Raw genomic sequence first — 17,769 nt, 5'->3', positions numbered from 1 at the left:
AGATCAGCGGTTCATCGCTCGGTTCGGGGGACAATGGATGACGGAGCGATCCTGGCCTGTTGGCGGCGGCGAGGTCGGCGCCATGCTGCGGGGCTGGGACGGGAGCGAGACCGTGCTCGGGCTGCCGGTGGCTTGGCCGGAACGGCTGCGCTCGTCCCTGCAACTCGTGCTGGCGACGCCGACACCAATGGTGATGTTCTGGGGCGCGTCGGGCCTCCTGTTCTACAACGATGCCTATGCGGTGATCGCCGGCGCCAAGCATCCCGCCATCCTGGGGGAGGAATTGCACGAGGCCTGGCCGGAGGTCCGTTTGCTGCATGACGAGGTGATGGAGACCGTCTTCGCGAATGGTCGTCCTCTCTCCTTCCGCGACCTGTCGCTGGTGCTGCATCGCAACGGGGTTGCCGAAGACGTTTGGCTGAACGTGGATTACAGCCCGATCCTGGATGATTCCGGCGTCGCTCTCGGCGTTCTCGCCGTGGTGTTCGAGACCACCGAGCTCATTCACGCGCAGCGCGAGCGCGATGCGGCCGAGCAGGCCCTCCGGCGGCGCGAGCAGGAACTCGCGCAGGTCCAGAAGATCGGCAAGGTCGGCGGGCTCGAGGTCGATCTGCGCGACGGCTTCCGCAACACGCGTTCGCCGGAATATCTCCTGGTGCACGGGCTGCCGCCGGAGGCGGTCAACGAGACCCATGAAGACTGGGTCCGCCGCATTCATCCGCAGGAGCGGGCGATGGTCGAGAGCCATTTCCGCGAAAGCGTGGCCGGCAGCGCGACGGATTACCAGATGGAGTACCGCATCATCCGCCCGTCGGACGGGGCGGTGCGCTGGATTTCGGCGGTGGCGCAGATCGAGCGCGACGGGGAGGGGCGGCCGCTGCGGCTGATCGGCGCCCATATCGACGTGACCGAGCGCAAGGAAACCGAAGCGCAGCTGCGGCTGCTGATGCAGGAACTGGCGCACCGCGTGAAGAACACGCTGGCCATGATCCAGGCCATCGCCTCGCAGACGCTGCGCGGCGCCAGCTCGCTGGAGGCGGCCAACGAGACCTTCACGGCGCGGCTGGGGGCGCTGGCGCGCGCGCATGACCTGCTGGTCGGCGGCGTGCGGGCCCATGCCGCCATGGCCGACATCGCCGCCAGCGTCATCGGCATCCAGGGCGACCCGGCGCGGTTCCAGATCGGCGGTCCGGAGGTCGTGCTGGGGCCGCGCGCGGCGCTGGCGCTCACACTGGTCCTGCATGAGCTGGCGACCAATGCGGTCAAATACGGCTCGCTCTCGATCTCCACCGGCATCGTGACCCTGTCCTGGCGGGTCGACGAGATCGACGGCTCTTCTCAGTTCCGGCTGCGCTGGCAGGAGAGCGGCGGGCCGCCGGTGACGCCGCCGTCGCGGCGCGGCTTCGGCTCGCGCCTGATCGAGCGGACCTTCCCCTCGCCGCGCGGGCGCGCCGAAAGCGCCTATCTGCCGGGGGGGCTCGTCTTCACGCTGGACGCGCCGCTCGAGTCGCTGAAGGACGGCGATGGCGACGAGGCCGGGCGCGTCTGAGGCGCCCGGCTTCCGGCAATCTCAGGCGAGATGGGCGTTCTGCGGGAAGAGGATCCTGCGGGCCTCGTCATCGACCTCCATCTTGAAGGCGAAGGCGTCCTTCAGCGCCGTCGCGCGCTGGGCTGCCGGGCGGGCCGAGATCTCGTCGAGATGGCGCTTCACATGCGGGAACATCCCCGCCCAGTGGTCGCCGACGGCGAAGCCGAGCCGCGTCGCCCAGCCCCAGACCGACATGTCGATCAGGGTGTAGCGCTCGCCCAGCATGTAGCGGCCCTTGGAAAGTTGCGCGTCGATGATGCCCCAGTGGCGCTCCGCCTCGCGGGCGTAGCGGTTGATCGCATAGGGGATCTTCTCGGGCGCGAAGCGGCTGAAATGGACCGCCTGGCCGCAATAGGGACCGATGCCGGTGGCGACGAACATGAGCCAGGAGAGCATCTCGCCGCGGGCCTTCGGCGTGTCGTCGGGGAGGAACTGCCCCGTCTTCTCGGCGAGATAGAGCAGGATCGCGTTGCTGTCGAAGATGGTGACGTCGCCATCGGTCAGCGCAGGGGTTTTGCCGTTGGGGTTGATGGCCAGGAAATCCGGCTTGAACTGGTCGCCCTTGCGGGTATCGACCGGGACCATTTCATAGGGAAGCCCGGCTTCCTCGAGGAAGAGCGCGATCTTCGCCGGATTGGGCGAGGGGTGGTAGTAGAGCTTGATCATCTCGGTCTCCGGGCTTGGGACGGTGGCAGGAGGGTTCAGGCACGAACATGTGCCGGCAGATCGGTCAGGCGGGCGATGGTTGCGTCGGCCGTGAATCCGAGACGCTCCGGGCGCATGCGCAGCGCCTTGAACATCAGCATGGGATCGATCGTTGCGGCGGCATCGAGCTCGCTCCGCAATGCCTCGTCCGTAAGGCGGGCGATGCGCGCGACGCGGAAGCCATGCGCCTTCGCCCCGGCGATGTCGAAGCCGTTGGAGGAGACGAAGAGGATCTGCTCGCGTGCGAGGCCCAGCCTCGCCTCGACATGGGCGTAGCCGCGCGGATCGGGCTTGTAGGCGCCGATCTCGTCGACGCTGATCACCGTCTCGAGCAGCGGGGCGATGCCGGCCTGCGCCACCAGCCGCTCCAGCATCGGCGGACTGCCATTGGAGAAGATGGCGAGCCTCAGCGGCGCGAGCGCTTCCAGCGCCAGCCGCGCTTCCGGATAGAGCGACAGCGCGTCATAGGCGTCGGCGAGGCGCGCGATCTCCGCCGGCGTCGCGGGCAGGCCGAGCGTCTCCAGCGCATAGGCCAGCGAGTCCCGCGTCACCGTGCCGAAATCCGCATAGCGGCCCATCAGGCTGCGCAGCCAGGTGTATTCGAGCTGCTTCAGCCGCCAGAGCTGGGTGATCACCGTGCCGTGACCGGGGAAGGCCGCCTCGGTCGCGGCCGCGACGGACTGAACGTCGAAGAGGGTGCCATAAGCATCAAAGACGACGGCCGCGATCGCCATTCCGGATTCTCCCAACTGCCCCGGCAACCTTCTTAGCACTCGCACTGCCGCAGGGGTGCATGGTATCCGGCACAGCTCCCATCACAGATCTTCACAGGTCATCATGTCCGCCGTCCCTGCCAAGCGCCCCGTCATGCTGATGATCCTCGATGGCTGGGGCTGGCGCGAGGAGGCCGAGAACAATGCGGTGCGCCTGGCGCATACGCCGCATTTCGACAGGCTCTGGGCGGCCTCGCCCCATGCCTTCCTGAAAACCTCGGGCCTCGATGTCGGCCTGCCGCCCGGCCAGATGGGGAATTCCGAGGTCGGCCATCTCAATCTCGGCGCAGGCCGCGTCGTGATGCAGGACCTGCCGCGCATCAATCAGGCGATCGAGGACGGCTCGCTCGGGCAGGCCCTGGCGGCGAGCGGGCTCGTCGATGCGCTGAAGGCGAGCGGCGGCGCCTGCCATCTGCTCGGCCTCGTCTCGCCCGGCGGCGTGCATGCCCATCAGGATCATGCGGTAGCGCTGGCGCATCTGCTCGTCGAGCAAGACATCCCGGTCCGGATTCACATCTTCACGGACGGGCGCGATACGCCGCCGCGCTCGGCCGCCGGCTATGTCCGCGCCTTCGCCGCCGCCCTGCCGCCGCAAGCGGTGATCGCGAGCCTGACCGGCCGCTATTTTGCCATGGACCGCGACCATCGCTGGGAGCGCGTCGAGACCGCCTGGCGGGCGATGGTGCTGGGCGAGGGGCCCGAATTCGCCGACGCTGCCTCCGCGATCGAGGCCGCCTATGCGCAGGGCGTCACCGACGAGTTCATCCCGGCGAGCGTCATCGGCAGCTATGGCGGCATGGAGGATGGCGACGGGCTGCTGAGCTTCAATTTCCGCTCCGACCGGATCCGCGAAATCCTCGACGCGGTGCTGTCTGCACCGTTCGATGGCTTTTCCCGGTCGCGGCGGCCCGTGCTGGCGAAGGCGGTCAGCATGACCTCCTACAGCGCCGAGCTCGATGCCGTGATGCCAGCGCTCTTCGCGCCGCAGACGCTGGCCAACGGCCTCGGCGAGACGGTGGCGAAGGCGGGTCTCGCGCAGATCCACATGGCGGAGACGGAGAAATATCCGCACGTCACCTACTTCTTCAACGGCGGCGAGGAGACGCCCTATCCGCGCGAGGATCGTGTGATGGTGCCCTCGCCGAAGGTCGCGACTTATGATCTGCAGCCGGACATGTCGGCGCCGGAGCTGACGGAGCGCGCCGTGGAGGCGATCGCGTCGGGCCGCTACGATCTCGTCGTCCTGAACTTCGCCAATCCCGACATGGTCGGGCACACGGGCGTGCTCAGCGCCGCGATCGCGGCGGTCGAAACGGTCGATGCCGGGCTCGGGCGGATCGCGGAGGCTGTGGCACAGGCGGGCGGCGCGCTCCTCGTCACGGCCGATCACGGCAATTGCGAATTGATGGTCGATCCCGAGACCGGCGCGCCGCACACGGCCCACACCACCTTCCCGGTCCCGGTGATGGTCATCGGCAGCGAGGCGAAGGGGCTGGCGGATGGCCGCCTCGCCGACATCGCACCGACGCTGCTGGCGCTGCTTGCTGTACCGCAGCCGGCCGAGATGACCGGCACCTCGCTACTGCGCTGAGCGCGTCTTTTTCGGCCCAAAACGAAAACGGCGCGGACCGAAGTCCGCGCCGTGTCGAAAGGGTAGGGGGCTGCCCTTCAGTATTTGCGGACCGTCGGGGCCGGCGCGTAGGCGACCGGCTTCTCGACCGGACCGCAGCAGCTCGGATCGCTGAAGTTCCAGCGCATGCCGATGCGGACGTCGTGGCTGTCGATGCCCTTGAACCGCACCGAGGAGCTCGGATTGGTGAGCAGGCCCTGGGCGCCGCGCAGGCCGACCGTCGGGCCGTCGCCCATGTTCAGGTAGCGGTAGCCGATGTCGAGCTTGAGGTTCGAGGTGACGTCGTAGGAGACGCCAGCCATCAGCGCCCAGGCGAGGTTGGTCTTGCTGGCCGAGTCGCCATAGGCATAGGAGGCATTGGCGAAGGCGGCGCCGACGGCCTGGTTCACGCCGTTGTCGGCGAGGCCGCTGACGGTGTGGTTGGCCATACCGATGCCGACGCCGAGATAGGGCGTCAGGCAGTTCCAGGTGCCGAGATCGATATAGGCGTTGGCCAGCGCCACGAAGGTCGCGACATCGGCGCGGTAGACATTGGTCTGGTTGGTCGGCACGCCGAAATTGTAGCTGATCTGGTCGCGGCCGTTGAACGACCCGCCGCGATACTCGCCCGTCAGGTCGAAGCGCAGATAGCTGTTGAACTGGTAGCCGATGCCGACGCCGGCGAAGGCGGCGAAGCCGCGATCGGGCTTGACGGTAGAGAATGACGTCACGCCCGCCGTGGCGATCACCGGGGCGTTGTTCAGCTTCACGTCGAGCTCGTCATAGGACTGCGAGCCGACGCCGATGTCGCCGCGCAGATAGAAGCCGCTGCTGATCGTGCCCTTGAGACCGAGCGGCTCCGGCGGCGGCGGCGCAGGGTAGGCGAGATCGGCGGCGGTGGCGGCGGACGCCCCGAGCGCCAAGGCGCCTGCCAGCGCAATAGTTTTCAGGCTGCCCATGGCAGTGTCCCTCGCGTTTGCGCGGCACCCGTTACGCAGGCCGCGCGTGTTACCGACGAGGGAACGATGCCGCCAATTCCTTAAACGAGACTTAACCTTAGGAATTAACCTGAAAAAAGTCTGAAGCCGGCCCGAATACTTGATGGGACGTTAATGGGGTGGGGATCGGGTAGATCGTCGTCATCCTGGACGACCACAGGTCGGCCGGGATCCATCACAGGACGCGGCGCCGCCCTATGATGGATCCCGGCCTGCGCGGCTGTGCCGCTTGTCCAGGATGACGGGAGGGTTGGATCAGGCGAACTAGCGCTAAGCCGCCGCCTTGGTCACGGCCTCGACGATGTCGTCGACGGCGCGCATCACCAGATCGCGGTCGTCGCCCTCCGCCATCACGCGGATCACCGGCTCGGTGCCGGAGGGGCGGATGACAAGGCGGCCGCTTTCGCCGAGCAACTGCGTCGCCGCCTCAATGGCGCTGACGACGGGCTTTTCCTTGAGCGGCTGGCCCTGCTTGTAGCGGACGTTCTTGAGGATCTGCGGCAGCGGCTCGAAGGCGTGGCAGACCTCCGACACCGGCTTGTCCTGCCGCTTCACGGCCGCCAGCAGTTGCAGCGCCGCGACCAGCCCGTCTCCGGTCGTGCCGAAATCGGAGAGGATGATATGGCCGGACTGCTCGCCGCCGAGGTTGAAGCCCTGGCTGCGCATATGCTCGAGCACATAGCGGTCGCCCACTGCGGTACGGGCCAGGCTGAGGCCAAGGCCCGCGAGGTAGCGCTCGAGACCGAGATTGGACATGACCGTCGCAACGACGCCCGGCTGCGACAGGCGGCCATCCTCCTGCCAGGTGCGGGCGATCACGGCCATCAGCTGGTCGCCGTCGACCACCTGGCCCAGTTCGTCCACGATCAGGACGCGGTCGGCGTCGCCATCGAGCGCGATACCAATATCGGCGCGCAACTCGCGAACCTTGGCGATCAGCGCATCCGGCGCCGTCGAGCCGACATCCTTGTTGATGTTGAAGCCGTCGGGGTCGACGCCGATGGCGATGACCTCGGCGCCCAGCTCCCAGAGCGCCTCCGGCGCGACCTTGTAGCCGGCGCCATTGGCGCAATCGATGACGATGCGCATCCCTTCGAGGCTCATGTTGCGCGGCAGGGTGCGCTTGGCGAACTCGATATAGCGCGCATGGGCGCTCTCGATGCGCTTGGCGCGGCCCAGCGCCGGCGCATTTGATAGCCGCGGGGCGAGATCGGAATCGATCAGCTTGGAGATCTCGGCTTCGACCTCGTCATTGAGCTTGTAGCCGTCGGGGCCGAACAGCTTGATGCCGTTGTCCTCATAAGGGTTGTGCGAGGCGGAAATCATCACGCCGAGATCGGCGCGCATCGAGCGCGTCAGCATCGCGACCGCCGGCGTCGGCATCGGGCCGAGCAGCATCACGTCCATGCCCACCGAGGTGAAGCCCGCGACCATGGCGTATTCGATCATGTAGCCGGAGAGGCGGGTGTCCTTGCCGATCACGACGCGGTGGCGATGCGAGCCGCGCTGGAAGGCGAGGCCGGTGGCCTGGCCGACCTTGAGCGCGAGGTCCGGCGTGATCACACCGTTGGCGCGCCCCCGAATGCCGTCGGTGCCGAAATATTTGCGTGTCATGGCCTATCCGTCCAAGCGGGCCTGACGCCCGTTTCGGCTGCGTTCTATAGCGGAAATTGGTTTCCGGCTCGTCACGAATTGTGACGTTTCGCAGACGGGGGGTGGATTGGTGCGCCCGGAACCCATGAACACGGTGTGTGCCAGCCGAAGCGCGGCGGCCGGTCAACCTATCCTGCCGCACCCGTGTTCTTGGGTTCCGGGCTCATCGCTGCGCGATGCCCCGGAATGACGAAGGTCGCTCACCCGAAGGCGAGCTGGACCTTCATCGCCTTCGACTTGTCGGCGGCGAGATCGAAGGCCTCGATCGCCCGCTCGACCGGGATCGTCGCGGTGAGCAGCGGCGAGAGATCGATCGTTTTCGAGCCGATCATCGCCACCGCCCAGTCGAACTCCTCGTGGAAGCGGAAGGAGCCGCGCAGGTCGAACTCCTTGGCGACGACGACGTTCATCGGCAGGGTGAAGTTGCCGCCGACGCCGATCTGCACGATCACGCCGCCCGAACGCACCACGTCGAAGGCGCCGGTCAGCGCGTGCTGGTTGCCCGAGGCCTCGAACATGACATCGAAGGCGCCCTTTTCGGCGCCGTACTCGGCCTTCAGGCGGTCGGGCTCGGCCATGACATTGATGGCGCGGCAGGCGCCCATCTTCAGCGCCGTCGGCAGGGGCCCGTCGACCACGTCAGTCGCGACGATCTCGGCCGCGCCGGCGGCCTTGGCGGCGATGATGGTGAGGATGCCGATCGGCCCCGAGCCGGTGACGAGAACGCGCTTGCCCAGCAGCGGGCCGGCGCGCTTCACGGCATGGAGGCAGACCGCGAGCGGCTCGGCGAAGGCGGCCTCGGCCGCGCTGACATGGTCGGCGACCTTCACCGCTTGGCGTTCCTCGATCACCAGCATCTCGCGGAAGCCGCCCTGAACATGGGGGAAGCGCATGGCGCTGCCGTAGAACAGCATGTCCGTGCAGTGCTGCTGCTGGCCCATCTGGCAGTAGCGGCAATGACCGCAGGCGCGGCTGGGATTGATCGCGACGCGGTCCCCCACCTTGACGCGCGTGACCTCGGCGCCGACGCATTCGATCCGGCCTGCGATCTCATGGCCGAGGATCAGCGGCTCGCGCACGCGGATCGTGCCGAAGCCGCCATGCAGGTAGTAATGCAGGTCCGAGCCGCAGATGCCGCCGGCTTCGATCTTCACGCGGACCTGGCGCGGACCGGGTTCGCCGACCGCGACCTCGTCGATGCGGAGATCCTTTTCGGCATGGATGACGACGGCGCGCATGGCGGCTTCTCCCTGCGAGGGCGACGACGCCCGCCCTCATTCTGTGTCGGCTCGATTGTCTAATCGATTGAAAGATGCTTACCGAAAGCGGCGGCACCGGCGCAAACGCAAACTGCCGCAGATGCTTCACCCTCGCGAGGTTCCGTCATGTCTCTGTCGCTGTTCAGTCTGGAGGGCAGGATCGCCCTCGTCACCGGCTCCGGCCAGGGCATCGGGCTGGCGCTGGCGGAAGGGCTGTCGGAAGCCGGTGCGCATGTCGTGCTGAACGGCCGCGACCGCGCCAAGCTGGAGCGCGCCGCGCAGGCGATTTCGGCCGCCGGCCGGAAGGTCTCGGTCGCGCCTTTCGACGTCACCGACCAGGCGGCGGTCGAGGCCGGCGTCGCCAAGATCGAGGCCGAGATCGGGCCGATCGACATCCTGATCAACAATGCCGGCATGCAGAAGCGCGCGCCGATCACCGAATTCCCGGTCGAGGGCTGGCATGAGCTGATGAACACCAATCTTCATTCGGTGTTCTACGTCACCCAGGCGGTGACGAAGCGGATGGTCCCGCGCAAGCGCGGCAAGATCGTCAATATCGGCTCGGTGCAGAGCGAGCTGGGGCGGCCGACGATCATCCCCTATACGGCCTCGAAGGGCGCAGTGAAGATGATGACGCGCGGGCTCGCCGCCGAACTCGGCAAGCACAACATCCAGTCCAACGCCATCGGACCAGGGTACTTCGCTACGGAACTCAATGCCGCGCTCATGGCGGACGAGGCCTTCTCGGCCTGGCTGTGCAACCGCACGCCGGCCGGGCGCTGGGGCGAGACGAAGGAACTCGTCGGCGCGGCGATCTTCCTGTCGTCGGCGGCCTCCGACTACGTCAACGGCCACCTGCTGATGGTCGATGGCGGGCTGACCGCGGTGGTCTGAGCGGCGGAGGCCTCAGCCTTTTTCCTCGGCGAGCGGGCGGCCTTCGCGGGCCGCGCGCGCCCGCTTCTCGAACTCCTTGCGGATGCTCTCGATCTTCTCCTCGTCGAGCTCTTCCAGATCCATCAGCTCCTGACGCGCGCCCTCGACCTTGGCGAGCAGTTCGTCGAGCTTGATCTGCATCGCGGCCGTGTCGCGGTTCTGGCTGTTCTGGATGATGAACACCATCAGGAAGGTGATGATGGTGGTCGAGGTGTTGATCACCAGCTGCCAGGTGTCGTTGAAGCCGAAGAAGGGCCCCGACAGACCCCAGATTATGATGGCCGAGACCGCGACGGCGAAGGTCTGCGGCTTGCCGGCCCAGCGCGCGGTTGCCTGCGAGAGGCGGGTGAAGAGCGTACGGTTGGTGAGCGGATCGGAACGCGATGCCATTGCGAAGTCCCCCTGACCCCTGTGGATCGCTCGGTTCAACGTCCGGCGGGATGTGTGCGTTCCCCGCTGGTCGAGGTTCGGTCCGCTGGGCGTTGGGAGGCGCTCATCAGGAAGTCGCGTATGGCCGGATCGCTGGTGAGGCCGATGGCGCGGGCATAGGCGTCGCGGGCGGCCTCATCCTGTCCGGACCGGCGCAGCAGATGGGCCTTAAGCGCCCAGAACGGCTGGTAGGACATGACGTCGCCGGCGGGCAGCTCGGCCAGGGCCGAGAGCCCGGCTTGAGGGCCGGATGCTTCCGCCAGTGCCGCCGCCCGGCTGACCAGCACCCCGGTCGTCGGTGCGAGCCGGGCGAGCCCCTCATAGAGCCGGGCCAGGGCTGCTGCGTCGGTGTGTCCCGTCACCGCCCTTGCGGCATGGACGGACTGGATCGCCGCCTCGAGCTGGAACGGCCCCAGCGCCGCATGCCGAGCGGCCTGCGCCAGCTCGGCTTCCGCCTCCTCGATCAGCGGCGCCGACCAGCGCGCCGTGTCCTGCTCGGCGAGGGGCACGAAGGCACCGTCGGATGATCTGCGGGCCTCGCGCCTCGCCTCACCATGCAGCATCAGCGCGAGCAGGCCGCGTGCCTCGGGCTCGCCGGGCAGGAGCTGGATCACCAGCCGCGCCAGCCAGATGGCCTCTTCCGCGAGGCCGCGGCGCCGGAGATCGGCGCCGGCGATATCCTCCCAGCCGCTGCCATAGGCGGCATAGATCGCCTGCAGCACGGCATCGAGCCGCCCGGGCAGCTCGGCCCGTTCAGGAATGGCGAAGGCGATGCGGGCATCGCGGATCTTCGCCTTGGCGCGCACCAGCCGCTGCCCGAGCGCCGCTGGCGAGGTCAGGAAGGCCTGGGCGATGCGGGTGGCGTCCAGACCCAGCACGGCCTGCAGCATCAGTGGCGCGCGGGCGGCGGGATCGATCGCCGGGTGGGCGCAGACGAAGAGCAGCTTGAGCCGTTCATCGGGGAAGGCAAAGCCATCTGTGTTTGCATCCTGCTCCGCCAGCAGGGTCAAAGTCGGCTCGGCGGCGGCGCGGATGGTCTGGCGGCGCCGTCCGTCGATCAGCTGGCGACGCGCGGTCGTCAGCAGCCAGGCCTCCGGACGGGCCGGGACGCCGTCCGAGGGCCAGCGATCGAGCGCCAGCCGGAAGGCTTCCGCAAGCGCATCCTCGGCCGCTGCCAGATCGCGCCAATCGCGGGCCAGCAGCGAGAGCAGGCGGCCATAGGAGGCGCGGGCGGCGAGATCGGCCGCCCTCCGCGCCTCGTCGGCGGCGCCGGCCTCCGCTGTCATCAGGCGGAGGGCTGCGGCGGAGGCGGTAGCACCGGGCGCACCTCGGTCGAGCCATAGGACGAGGCCGGGCTGCGCGCCGCCCAGTCGAGCGCGGCGTCCAGATCGGGGACGTCAATGACGAAATAGCCGCCGAGCTGCTCCTTGGTGTCGGGATGCGGGCCGTCCTGGACCTGGCGCTGGCCGTTACGAACGCGCACCATCGTGGCGCTGTGAGGCGGTTGCAGGCCCGCGCCGCTGACCACGATCCCGGCCTGGTTGAGCGCACCGACATAGGCCATCCAGGAGGCCCAGTAGGCCGGCCCCTTGGCGGGGTCGTCGCGCAGGCCGAATTCGCTGTCCGTCTCGCGGAAGATCAACATGTACTGCATGGGGCGAACTCCTTGCCACCTGACGCCGGAGAACCATCCCCCGGCTGCCATGATGACGTCCAGCCCCGGCCGGTTTCGACAGGCGGTCGAAAAAAATCCGCCGGCGTCCGATCTCAGCCCTTCGCCAGCCGTTCGGCGTGCCAGGCGATATGCTGGGCCATGAAGGTCGAGATGAAGTTGTAGGAGTGGTCGTAGCCCTCGCGCATCTGCAGCTCGAGCGGAATACCGGCCGTGGCGCAGGCGACCTCGAGCAGCTGCGGCCGCAGGCCCTCATCGAGGAAGCCGTCGGCGGTGCCCTGATCGATCAGCAGATCCTTGACCCTGTGGCCGTCGGCGATCAGCAGCGTCGCATCATAGGCGCGCCAGCTGCGCTCGTCGGGGCCGAGATACTTCTCGAAGGCCGGGCGCGACCAGCCGGCGGTCGAGGGCTGGGCGATGGGCGCGAAGGCGGAGACAGAGGCGTAGCGATCCGGGTTCTTCAGCGCGAGCGTGATCGCGCCATGGCCGCCCATGGAATGGCCGAAGATGCCCTGGCGGGTCATATCGACCGGGAAATGCCGCGCGACCAGCTCCGGCAGCTCGTCGCGGATGTAACTCTCCATCCGGTAGTTGGTGTCGTAGGGCGCCTGCGTCGCGTCGAGATAGAAGCCGGCTCCGGAGCCGAACTGCCAGTTGCCCGGCTCGTCGGGCACATGCTCGCCGCGCGGGCTGGTATCGGGGCAGATGATGGCTATGCCGTTGGCGGCCGCCGCCGCCCGGTACTCGCCCTTGTCCATGACGTTCTGATGCGTGCAGGTCAGCCCCGAGAGATACCAGAGCAGGGGAACGGGCCCGTCCTCGATCTGCGGCGGCAGGAAGATCGCGAAGGTCATCGGGCAGGCGCAGGCCGCGCTGTCATGGCGATAGACGCGCTGCGAGCCGCCGAAGGCCTTCGAGGACGAGACGAGTTCCATGGGGTGTTCCTTATGGTTGCGCGACCTCTGTCATTCCGGGGCTTCGCGAAGCGAAGAACCCGGATCCCCTGACCGGGCGATCGCGCCCGGCTACTCTGTCAAAGGTCGCACCCAGTCGTGGGTTCCGGGTTCGGCGCTGCGCGCCGCCCCGGAATGACAGGCTGTATTGCCCTGCCGATAAGGCCGGAAAGCGGCGCTCAGTACACCACCACGCTGCGGATCGACTTGCCCTCGTGCATCAGGTCGAAGCCGTGGTTGATCTCGTCGAGCGACAGCTTGTGGGTGATCAGGTCGTCGATGTTGATCTTGCCCTCCATGTACCAGTCGACGATCTTCGGCACGTCGGTGCGCCCGCGCGCGCCGCCGAAGGCCGTGCCCTTCCAGACGCGGCCGGTGACGAGCTGGAACGGGCGCGTCGCGATCTCCTTGCCGGCTTCGGCGACGCCGATGATGATCGACTCGCCCCAGCCGCGGTGACAGCATTCCAGCGCTTGGCGCATGACGTTGACGTTGCCGGTTGCGTCGAAGGAGAAGTCGGCGCCGCCGCCGGTGAGATCGACGATCGCCTGGACGACCTTGTCGTTGCCGACCTCCTTCGGGTTGACGAAGTCGGTCATGCCGAATTTGCGCGCCATCTCCTGCTTGGCCGGGTTGATGTCGACGCCGATGATCTTGTCGGCCCCGACCATGCGGGCGCCCTGGATCACGTTGAGGCCGATGCCGCCCAGCCCGAAGACCACGACATTCGCGCCCGGCCAGACCTTGGCGGTGTAGATCACCGCGCCGATGCCGGTGGTGACGCCGCAGCCGATGTAGCAGATCTTGTCGAAGGGCGCGTCCTCGCGGACCTTGGCGAGCGCGATCTCGGGCAGGACGGTGAAGTTCGCGAAGGTCGAGCAGCCCATGTAGTGGAAGACCTCGCCGCCATCGCAGGAGAACCGGCTCGTGCCGTCGGGCATCACGCCCTGGCCCTGCGTGGCGCGGATCGAGGTGCAGAGATTGGTCCGGCGCGACAGGCAGGACTTACAGCTGCGGCATTCGGGCGTGTAGAGCGGGATGATGTGGTCGCCGGGCTTCAGCGATGTCACGCCGGCGCCGACCTCGCGGACGATGCCCGCGCCTTCATGGCCGAGGATCGCCGGAAACTTCCCTTCCGAATCCATCCCCGACAGCGTGTAGGCGTCGGTGTGGCAGATGCCGGTCGCCATGACCTCGACCAGCACCTCGCCGGCCTTGGGGCCGCCGATCTCGATGGTCTCGATGGTGAGCGGCTTGCCGGCTTCCCAGGCGACGGCGGCGCGGGTCTTCATCGGGCGGTTCCTTCCTCGGTTTTGCGGGTCATTTCAGGTAGGGGCGGATCACACGCATGATCTCGCCGATCTCGGCCGGCTCGCTCGCGGGAGCATGGTCGTGGGCGTCATGGTCGCCGCAGGCCTGGCCCGTCAGCGTCTCGCGCAGATGACTTTCCAGAACTTCGGCCATCAACCCAGTGGCGGCGCCGCGCAGGGCCGAGAGCTGCTGCAGCAGCGCGCCGCAGGGCTCGCCGCGCTCGACGGCGGCGATCAGCGCATCGGCCTGGCCGCGGATGCGTTTCAGCCGCGTCACCGCGCGCTTCTTTTCCTCGGGGGTATGCGGCATCGGCGCCCTGATACTGGGGTGGAGTATCTGCCGCCTGTTCTAGAAGGGTCGCGGGCGGGCGTCAACGCGGGCCGTGGCGCCAACACAAAAGGCGGACGCATCGCTGCGCCCGCCTTGATGGAGAGGTTTCGTGACGCGAGCGTGGCGCGCGTCGGTGGCCCGTGGTCAGAAGCTGTAGGCGGCCTTCACCTTGACGAGGTGCTGGCTGAAATTGGTCAGGTCGAGATCGCCCGGCTGGCCCTTGGCCTTGCCCGCCACCTGGATGTTGTAGGCGGCCGAGATCGCGAACTGCTTGCTCGCCTGCCAGAAGATGCCGGGGCCGGCGAAGGTGGCGTAGCCGGCCTCGTTGCCGAAGCCGAGATCGGTGTAGCGGCGCTGGTGGCGGACCTCGCCGCTGAGATAGACGCCGTCCAGCGCCTGCCAGGCGAGCGCGCCGCCGACCGTGAAGGTCGAGGAGCGGCCATAGGGGTCCGGGCCCGTCCAGGTCATGTCATGCGACAGGTTCAGCGCGGCATAGAGCTTGCCGGGAACCAGCGTCTTGTCGGCGAAGAGGCGGATGCCGGTGTTGTAGGTGGTGAAGCGGCCGGCGCCGTCGGGGTCGGTGCGGTTGACGCTGGGGTCGAGCACCACGGTGAGGCCGAGGCCATGCAGGTCGCGGCCGAGCAGGCGGTACTTCATCTCGACGCCGGCGCCGTAGCTGGTGGAGTCGGCGCTGACGCCGCCCAGGGACGCATTGGTGTAGCCGCCGAGCAGATAGGGGCCGACCTCGAGGCAGGGCAGCAGGCCGTAGGAACCCTGCAGCTGCAGGCCATGGCCATTGGACGAGCCGGTGCGCGTGCCATAGGCGCCGCCATAGGTCAGGCTGGCGCCGAAGGAGCCCTTCTCGGCGACATCGGAGCCGGTGGTGAAGCCGAAGGCGTCGGTCGGGATGCCCTCGCTTTCGGTGCAGGCCGACAACACCGGCGGCGCGACGGGAGCTCCCTTGCGCGACGGCAGGTCGGCGGCGGATGCGAACGTCGCGGAGGCCAGCAGGATCGCGACGAATGAGAGGGCGGAGGGTTGCAACGTCATGGCGCGATTCCTGTTGCAGCGGCGCGGTGATCGGCCGACGACGAGCCCTTGCGCGGCGCGTCCAATCGTGGAGGAAGATGGTTAACGCTTCGTCATCCTGTGATGACGGGCTCATGATGCGGTGCGGGAGCAGGGCGCGTCCAGACCTCCCCCCTCCTCATGATTGTTATATTGTTACATGTTGCCGTTCTGCGACAGGCCGCCGGGCGGCGTCAGGCTGCGGATCCGCGCGAGGCCGAGCGGGGCGATGTCGGCGAGTTCGGCGAGAGGCTTCCAGGCGGCGGCATGGACCTCCTCGATCTGCGCGACGAGCGGCGCCTCCGGATCGGCCAGGAAGAGATATTGCAGGTCGTGATGGATATGGGCCGGCTCGCCGCGCGCGGGCTTGCCGGGCACGTCATGGCTGTCGACGACGAAGGGGATATCGCTGCCCTTGTGCCAGGGATGCAGGCGCAGGCCCTGCACGCCGGTTTCCTCGAGCGCCTCGCGAGCGGCCGACTCGGCGAAGGTCGCGGCCTCCTCCCAATGCCCTCCCGGCTGGAGCCAGCGGCCGATCACGACATGGTCGATCAGCAGGATGCGGGCATGATCGGGCGAGAGCACATAGGCGCTGGTCGTGACATGGCCGGGAAAGGTGTCGCGCGAATCCAGCGCATGGCCCTGATCGATCTGCCAGCGCAGCAGCGAGAGATGTTCGCGCGGGCCCGCGACCTCGGCGCGATAGTGCTCGACGGCTTCGGCGAGGCGGACGGCGAAGGCGGTCTGGCTCATTGTCGGATCACCCTGTTGGTTTCGTTCGCCTTGTAGCGTTCCGCGGCGGACTTGCACGCGACTTGAAGTTGTGGCTTTGAGCCTGCGCCCGGCTCGGGCCCTGCGAGTACGCCGTGTCGAACCAGCTCGTCTGCCCCTATTGCGACGCCGAACTCAACCCCGGCGCGATCTCCTGCCGCTGCTGCGGGCGCGACCTGACGCCGGTGCTGCCGCTGCTGCGCCGGCTCGACGCCGCCGAACGCCGGATAACCGGGCTGGAGGAGGCGTGCGCCGCGCTCGAACAATCCCTCGACGAGGTCCGCCGCTCCAAGGCCGAAGCCGTGCCCGCGCCCGCCGCGCCGGGCGAGGCTGCCCCGGCGGCGACCGACGAGGTGGCGCTGGCCGATGCCGCCGATGCAGCAGCCGCCGCGCTGGCGCCGCCGCCCCGCCGCCGCCTGCTGGCGCTGCCGCTCGGCTTCCTCGTCCTGCTCGGGGCCTATGCCAGCGTCGTGTTCTGGCTCGACCTGCCGCTCTGGGTGCTGCGCACCGCCTCGATCGTCGTGCCTTTCGCCACGGGCGCCGCCTATCTCGGCGTGCGGCCGCGGCTGGGGAAGCGCGACATCGCGGTCGCGGTGAGCTTCGCGATTATTTCTGTCGCGACCATGAACGCGTGGCTCGGCTGGAGCGACAACATCCCCGTGCTGCCACAAGGAGTCGCCGCCTGGCGCGAGACCATGTTCTATGCGCTGAGCATCGGCGCCTCGTTCTTCGCCGGCATGCTGCTGCGCGTGTCCCAGGCCGCTCTCAGCGCCAAGGGGCTCGCCTCGCTGCCGGGGCTGCGCCAGGGGCTGTCGACCGTTCACGGAAAACTGCCGCTCGAAACGCTGAAGACGATCGAAACCGCCATCCTCATGGCCAGCACTGTTCTCTCCGTCGCCGCCGGCCTGATCGCCGGCCTCCTGGGATTGAAGTGACCGCGATGATCCAGCCGACCGCCTGCCGCCTTCTGCCTGCCGCCTTCCTCCTCGCCTGCGCCCTGCTGCCCGCACCGTCGCCCGCGGGGGCTGCCGAACCCGTGCAACTCATCACCCGCGAGGAGGCCGGCCCGCCGGCGCCCGATGCCGCGGGTGTGCCGACGCGCAACCTGACGCGCGGCCCCGGTGTCGACACGCAGGGCACGCATGGCAGCGGCGTCGCCGGCAAGCCGCTGCGGCTGGCGGTGAAGTTCCTGCCGAGCAATGGCGTGCCGGTCGATCCCGAGAAGGTGCAGGTGATCTACCGCCGCCAGCCGGCGCTCGACGTCACCGCCCGCGTCAAGGCCTTCATCACGCCCCAGGGCATCGAGGCGCCCGCCGTTCTGGTGCCGCCGGGCAAGCACGTCATCGAGATCCAGGCTGTCGACAAGGAAGGCCGCATCGGCCGCGCCCAGATGACGCTGACGGTGGCGCCGGCGCCGTAGGGCCGCGCGCGTCATGCTCGGGCTCGACCCGAGCATCTCGGGACGAGCGAGGCTCCTCGCCCTTATCGGCCTGAGATTCTCGGGTCTGCGCGGAGCCTGTCCTTGGGCCGGCCGAAGGCCGGACCCGAGGGCTTCGCCCGAGAATGACGGACACACCAAATCCCCGCCCGCGCTCGCACGCAGGCGTAACAAACGAGGGGCAGCGGAGCGCCGCGAGGCGCGTAGTCTGAAATCCGCATCCGTTGAGCCAGGATGCGGCGCGGGCAGATTGAGCCACTGCCCGCACGCCCCGTGGCG

The 17,769-nt window shown here is 68.2% G+C and carries 18 protein-coding genes; 5 read left to right on the top strand and 13 right to left on the bottom strand.

All coding sequences use genetic code 11. From position 1 onward, the window contains the following. The first annotated feature begins 37 nt into the window (after positions 1-37). Positions 38-1,549, top strand: a complete 1,512-nt coding sequence (locus AX750_RS11540; protein WP_066726313.1) for a PAS domain-containing sensor histidine kinase — start codon at positions 38-40, stop codon at positions 1,547-1,549. A 21-nt stretch (positions 1,550-1,570) separates the two neighbouring features. Here the strand turns inward: AX750_RS11540 and AX750_RS11535 are convergent, their stop codons facing one another. After that, the gene (locus AX750_RS11535) at positions 1,571-2,254 is read right to left on the bottom strand and encodes a glutathione S-transferase N-terminal domain-containing protein (protein ID WP_066726316.1); all 684 of its coding nucleotides are present in this window, start codon (positions 2,252-2,254) and stop codon (positions 1,571-1,573) included. 35 nt (positions 2,255-2,289) lie between these two features. Continuing rightward, positions 2,290-3,027: a haloacid dehalogenase type II gene (locus tag AX750_RS11530; protein WP_066726319.1), complete on the bottom strand. Its 738-nt coding sequence runs from the start codon at positions 3,025-3,027 to the stop codon at positions 2,290-2,292. Between the two features lie 103 nt (positions 3,028-3,130). Here AX750_RS11530 and gpmI point away from each other — a divergent pair, with 103 nt between their 5' ends. Then, a complete protein-coding gene (gene gpmI, locus AX750_RS11525; protein WP_066726322.1) occupies positions 3,131-4,657 on the top strand; it encodes a 2,3-bisphosphoglycerate-independent phosphoglycerate mutase in 1,527 nt (508 codons plus the stop codon). A 77-nt stretch (positions 4,658-4,734) separates the two neighbouring features. Here gpmI and AX750_RS11520 read toward each other — a convergent pair whose 3' ends face one another. From AX750_RS11520 to AX750_RS11510, 3 genes are all read right to left on the bottom strand, one after another. Beyond that, entirely contained in the window at positions 4,735-5,634 is a 900-nt protein-coding gene (locus tag AX750_RS11520; protein WP_066726325.1) for an outer membrane beta-barrel protein, read from the bottom strand. A gap of 309 nt (positions 5,635-5,943) precedes the next feature. Then, positions 5,944-7,287 (bottom strand): phosphoglucosamine mutase, encoded by a 1,344-nt coding sequence (glmM, locus tag AX750_RS11515; RefSeq protein WP_066726328.1) that lies wholly within the window; start codon positions 7,285-7,287, stop codon positions 5,944-5,946. A 239-nt stretch (positions 7,288-7,526) separates the two neighbouring features. Further along, positions 7,527-8,564 carry an L-idonate 5-dehydrogenase gene (locus tag AX750_RS11510; RefSeq protein ID WP_066726331.1) on the bottom strand — a complete coding sequence of 346 codons (1,038 nt, stop codon included), beginning with the start codon at positions 8,562-8,564 and terminating at the stop codon, positions 7,527-7,529. A 147-nt stretch (positions 8,565-8,711) separates the two neighbouring features. Here AX750_RS11510 and AX750_RS11505 point away from each other — a divergent pair, with 147 nt between their 5' ends. Beyond that, entirely contained in the window at positions 8,712-9,479 is a 768-nt protein-coding gene (locus tag AX750_RS11505) for an SDR family oxidoreductase (RefSeq protein WP_156446689.1), read from the top strand. A 12-nt stretch (positions 9,480-9,491) separates the two neighbouring features. Here AX750_RS11505 and AX750_RS11500 read toward each other — a convergent pair whose 3' ends face one another. From AX750_RS11500 to AX750_RS11465, 8 genes are all read right to left on the bottom strand, one after another. Next, positions 9,492-9,908, bottom strand: a complete 417-nt coding sequence (locus AX750_RS11500) for a low affinity iron permease family protein (protein WP_066726335.1) — start codon at positions 9,906-9,908, stop codon at positions 9,492-9,494. Between the two features lie 35 nt (positions 9,909-9,943). After that, on the bottom strand, positions 9,944-11,233 hold the full coding sequence (locus AX750_RS11495) for a DUF6596 domain-containing protein (RefSeq protein WP_066726338.1): 1,290 nt from the start codon (positions 11,231-11,233) through the stop codon (positions 9,944-9,946). After that, positions 11,233-11,601, bottom strand: a complete 369-nt coding sequence (locus tag AX750_RS11490) for a YciI family protein (protein ID WP_066726341.1) — start codon at positions 11,599-11,601, stop codon at positions 11,233-11,235. The genes AX750_RS11495 and AX750_RS11490 overlap by 1 nt, the downstream gene beginning before the upstream one ends. A gap of 113 nt (positions 11,602-11,714) precedes the next feature. After that, on the bottom strand, positions 11,715-12,554 hold the full coding sequence (fghA, locus tag AX750_RS11485; RefSeq protein ID WP_066726344.1) for an S-formylglutathione hydrolase: 840 nt from the start codon (positions 12,552-12,554) through the stop codon (positions 11,715-11,717). 197 nt (positions 12,555-12,751) lie between these two features. Beyond that, entirely contained in the window at positions 12,752-13,864 is a 1,113-nt protein-coding gene (locus AX750_RS11480) for an S-(hydroxymethyl)glutathione dehydrogenase/class III alcohol dehydrogenase (RefSeq protein WP_066726346.1), read from the bottom strand. 28 nt (positions 13,865-13,892) lie between these two features. Continuing rightward, a complete protein-coding gene (locus AX750_RS11475; protein WP_066726348.1) occupies positions 13,893-14,192 on the bottom strand; it encodes a metal-sensing transcriptional repressor in 300 nt (99 codons plus the stop codon). 165 nt (positions 14,193-14,357) lie between these two features. Continuing rightward, positions 14,358-15,263 (bottom strand): hypothetical protein, encoded by a 906-nt coding sequence (locus tag AX750_RS11470; protein WP_066726350.1) that lies wholly within the window; start codon positions 15,261-15,263, stop codon positions 14,358-14,360. A gap of 174 nt (positions 15,264-15,437) precedes the next feature. Next, positions 15,438-16,034: an NUDIX domain-containing protein gene (locus AX750_RS11465; protein WP_066726352.1), complete on the bottom strand. Its 597-nt coding sequence runs from the start codon at positions 16,032-16,034 to the stop codon at positions 15,438-15,440. Between the two features lie 113 nt (positions 16,035-16,147). Here AX750_RS11465 and AX750_RS11460 point away from each other — a divergent pair, with 113 nt between their 5' ends. Together AX750_RS11460 and AX750_RS11455 are read left to right on the top strand one after the other, a co-directional pair. Continuing rightward, positions 16,148-16,987, top strand: a complete 840-nt coding sequence (locus tag AX750_RS11460) for a zinc ribbon domain-containing protein (protein WP_066726355.1) — start codon at positions 16,148-16,150, stop codon at positions 16,985-16,987. Positions 16,988-16,992: 5 nt separating this feature from the next. Next, entirely contained in the window at positions 16,993-17,472 is a 480-nt protein-coding gene (locus tag AX750_RS11455) for a hypothetical protein (RefSeq protein ID WP_066726358.1), read from the top strand. Positions 17,473-17,769: the final 297 nt, after the last annotated feature.

Source organism: Methylobacterium sp. CCH7-A2 (genome assembly GCF_001557075.1).
In the GTDB taxonomy this organism is placed as follows: Bacteria; Pseudomonadota; Alphaproteobacteria; order Rhizobiales; family Beijerinckiaceae; genus Allobosea; species Allobosea massiliensis.
This window is presented reverse-complemented; position numbering and strand designations above follow the sequence as displayed.

Excerpts from the sequence above, each read along its gene's own strand:
- AX750_RS11540 (WP_066726313.1), top strand. The coding sequence starts at position 38 with ATGACGGAGCGATCCTGGCCTGTTGGCGGCGGCGAGGTCGGCGCCATG.
- AX750_RS11535 (WP_066726316.1), bottom strand. The coding sequence starts at position 2,254 with ATGATCAAGCTCTACTACCACCCCTCGCCCAATCCGGCGAAGATCGCG.
- AX750_RS11530 (WP_066726319.1), bottom strand. The coding sequence starts at position 3,027 with ATGGCGATCGCGGCCGTCGTCTTTGATGCTTATGGCACCCTCTTCGAC.
- gpmI (WP_066726322.1), top strand. The coding sequence starts at position 3,131 with ATGTCCGCCGTCCCTGCCAAGCGCCCCGTCATGCTGATGATCCTCGAT.
- AX750_RS11520 (WP_066726325.1), bottom strand. The coding sequence starts at position 5,634 with ATGGGCAGCCTGAAAACTATTGCGCTGGCAGGCGCCTTGGCGCTCGGG.
- glmM (WP_066726328.1), bottom strand. The coding sequence starts at position 7,287 with ATGACACGCAAATATTTCGGCACCGACGGCATTCGGGGGCGCGCCAAC.
- AX750_RS11510 (WP_066726331.1), bottom strand. The coding sequence starts at position 8,564 with ATGCGCGCCGTCGTCATCCATGCCGAAAAGGATCTCCGCATCGACGAG.
- AX750_RS11505 (WP_156446689.1), top strand. The coding sequence starts at position 8,712 with ATGTCTCTGTCGCTGTTCAGTCTGGAGGGCAGGATCGCCCTCGTCACC.
- AX750_RS11500 (WP_066726335.1), bottom strand. The coding sequence starts at position 9,908 with ATGGCATCGCGTTCCGATCCGCTCACCAACCGTACGCTCTTCACCCGC.
- AX750_RS11495 (WP_066726338.1), bottom strand. The coding sequence starts at position 11,233 with ATGACAGCGGAGGCCGGCGCCGCCGACGAGGCGCGGAGGGCGGCCGAT.
- AX750_RS11490 (WP_066726341.1), bottom strand. The coding sequence starts at position 11,601 with ATGCAGTACATGTTGATCTTCCGCGAGACGGACAGCGAATTCGGCCTG.
- fghA (WP_066726344.1), bottom strand. The coding sequence starts at position 12,554 with ATGGAACTCGTCTCGTCCTCGAAGGCCTTCGGCGGCTCGCAGCGCGTC.
- AX750_RS11480 (WP_066726346.1), bottom strand. The coding sequence starts at position 13,864 with ATGAAGACCCGCGCCGCCGTCGCCTGGGAAGCCGGCAAGCCGCTCACC.
- AX750_RS11475 (WP_066726348.1), bottom strand. The coding sequence starts at position 14,192 with ATGCCGCATACCCCCGAGGAAAAGAAGCGCGCGGTGACGCGGCTGAAA.
- AX750_RS11470 (WP_066726350.1), bottom strand. The coding sequence starts at position 15,263 with ATGACGTTGCAACCCTCCGCCCTCTCATTCGTCGCGATCCTGCTGGCC.
- AX750_RS11465 (WP_066726352.1), bottom strand. The coding sequence starts at position 16,034 with ATGAGCCAGACCGCCTTCGCCGTCCGCCTCGCCGAAGCCGTCGAGCAC.
- AX750_RS11455 (WP_066726358.1), top strand. The coding sequence starts at position 16,993 with ATGATCCAGCCGACCGCCTGCCGCCTTCTGCCTGCCGCCTTCCTCCTC.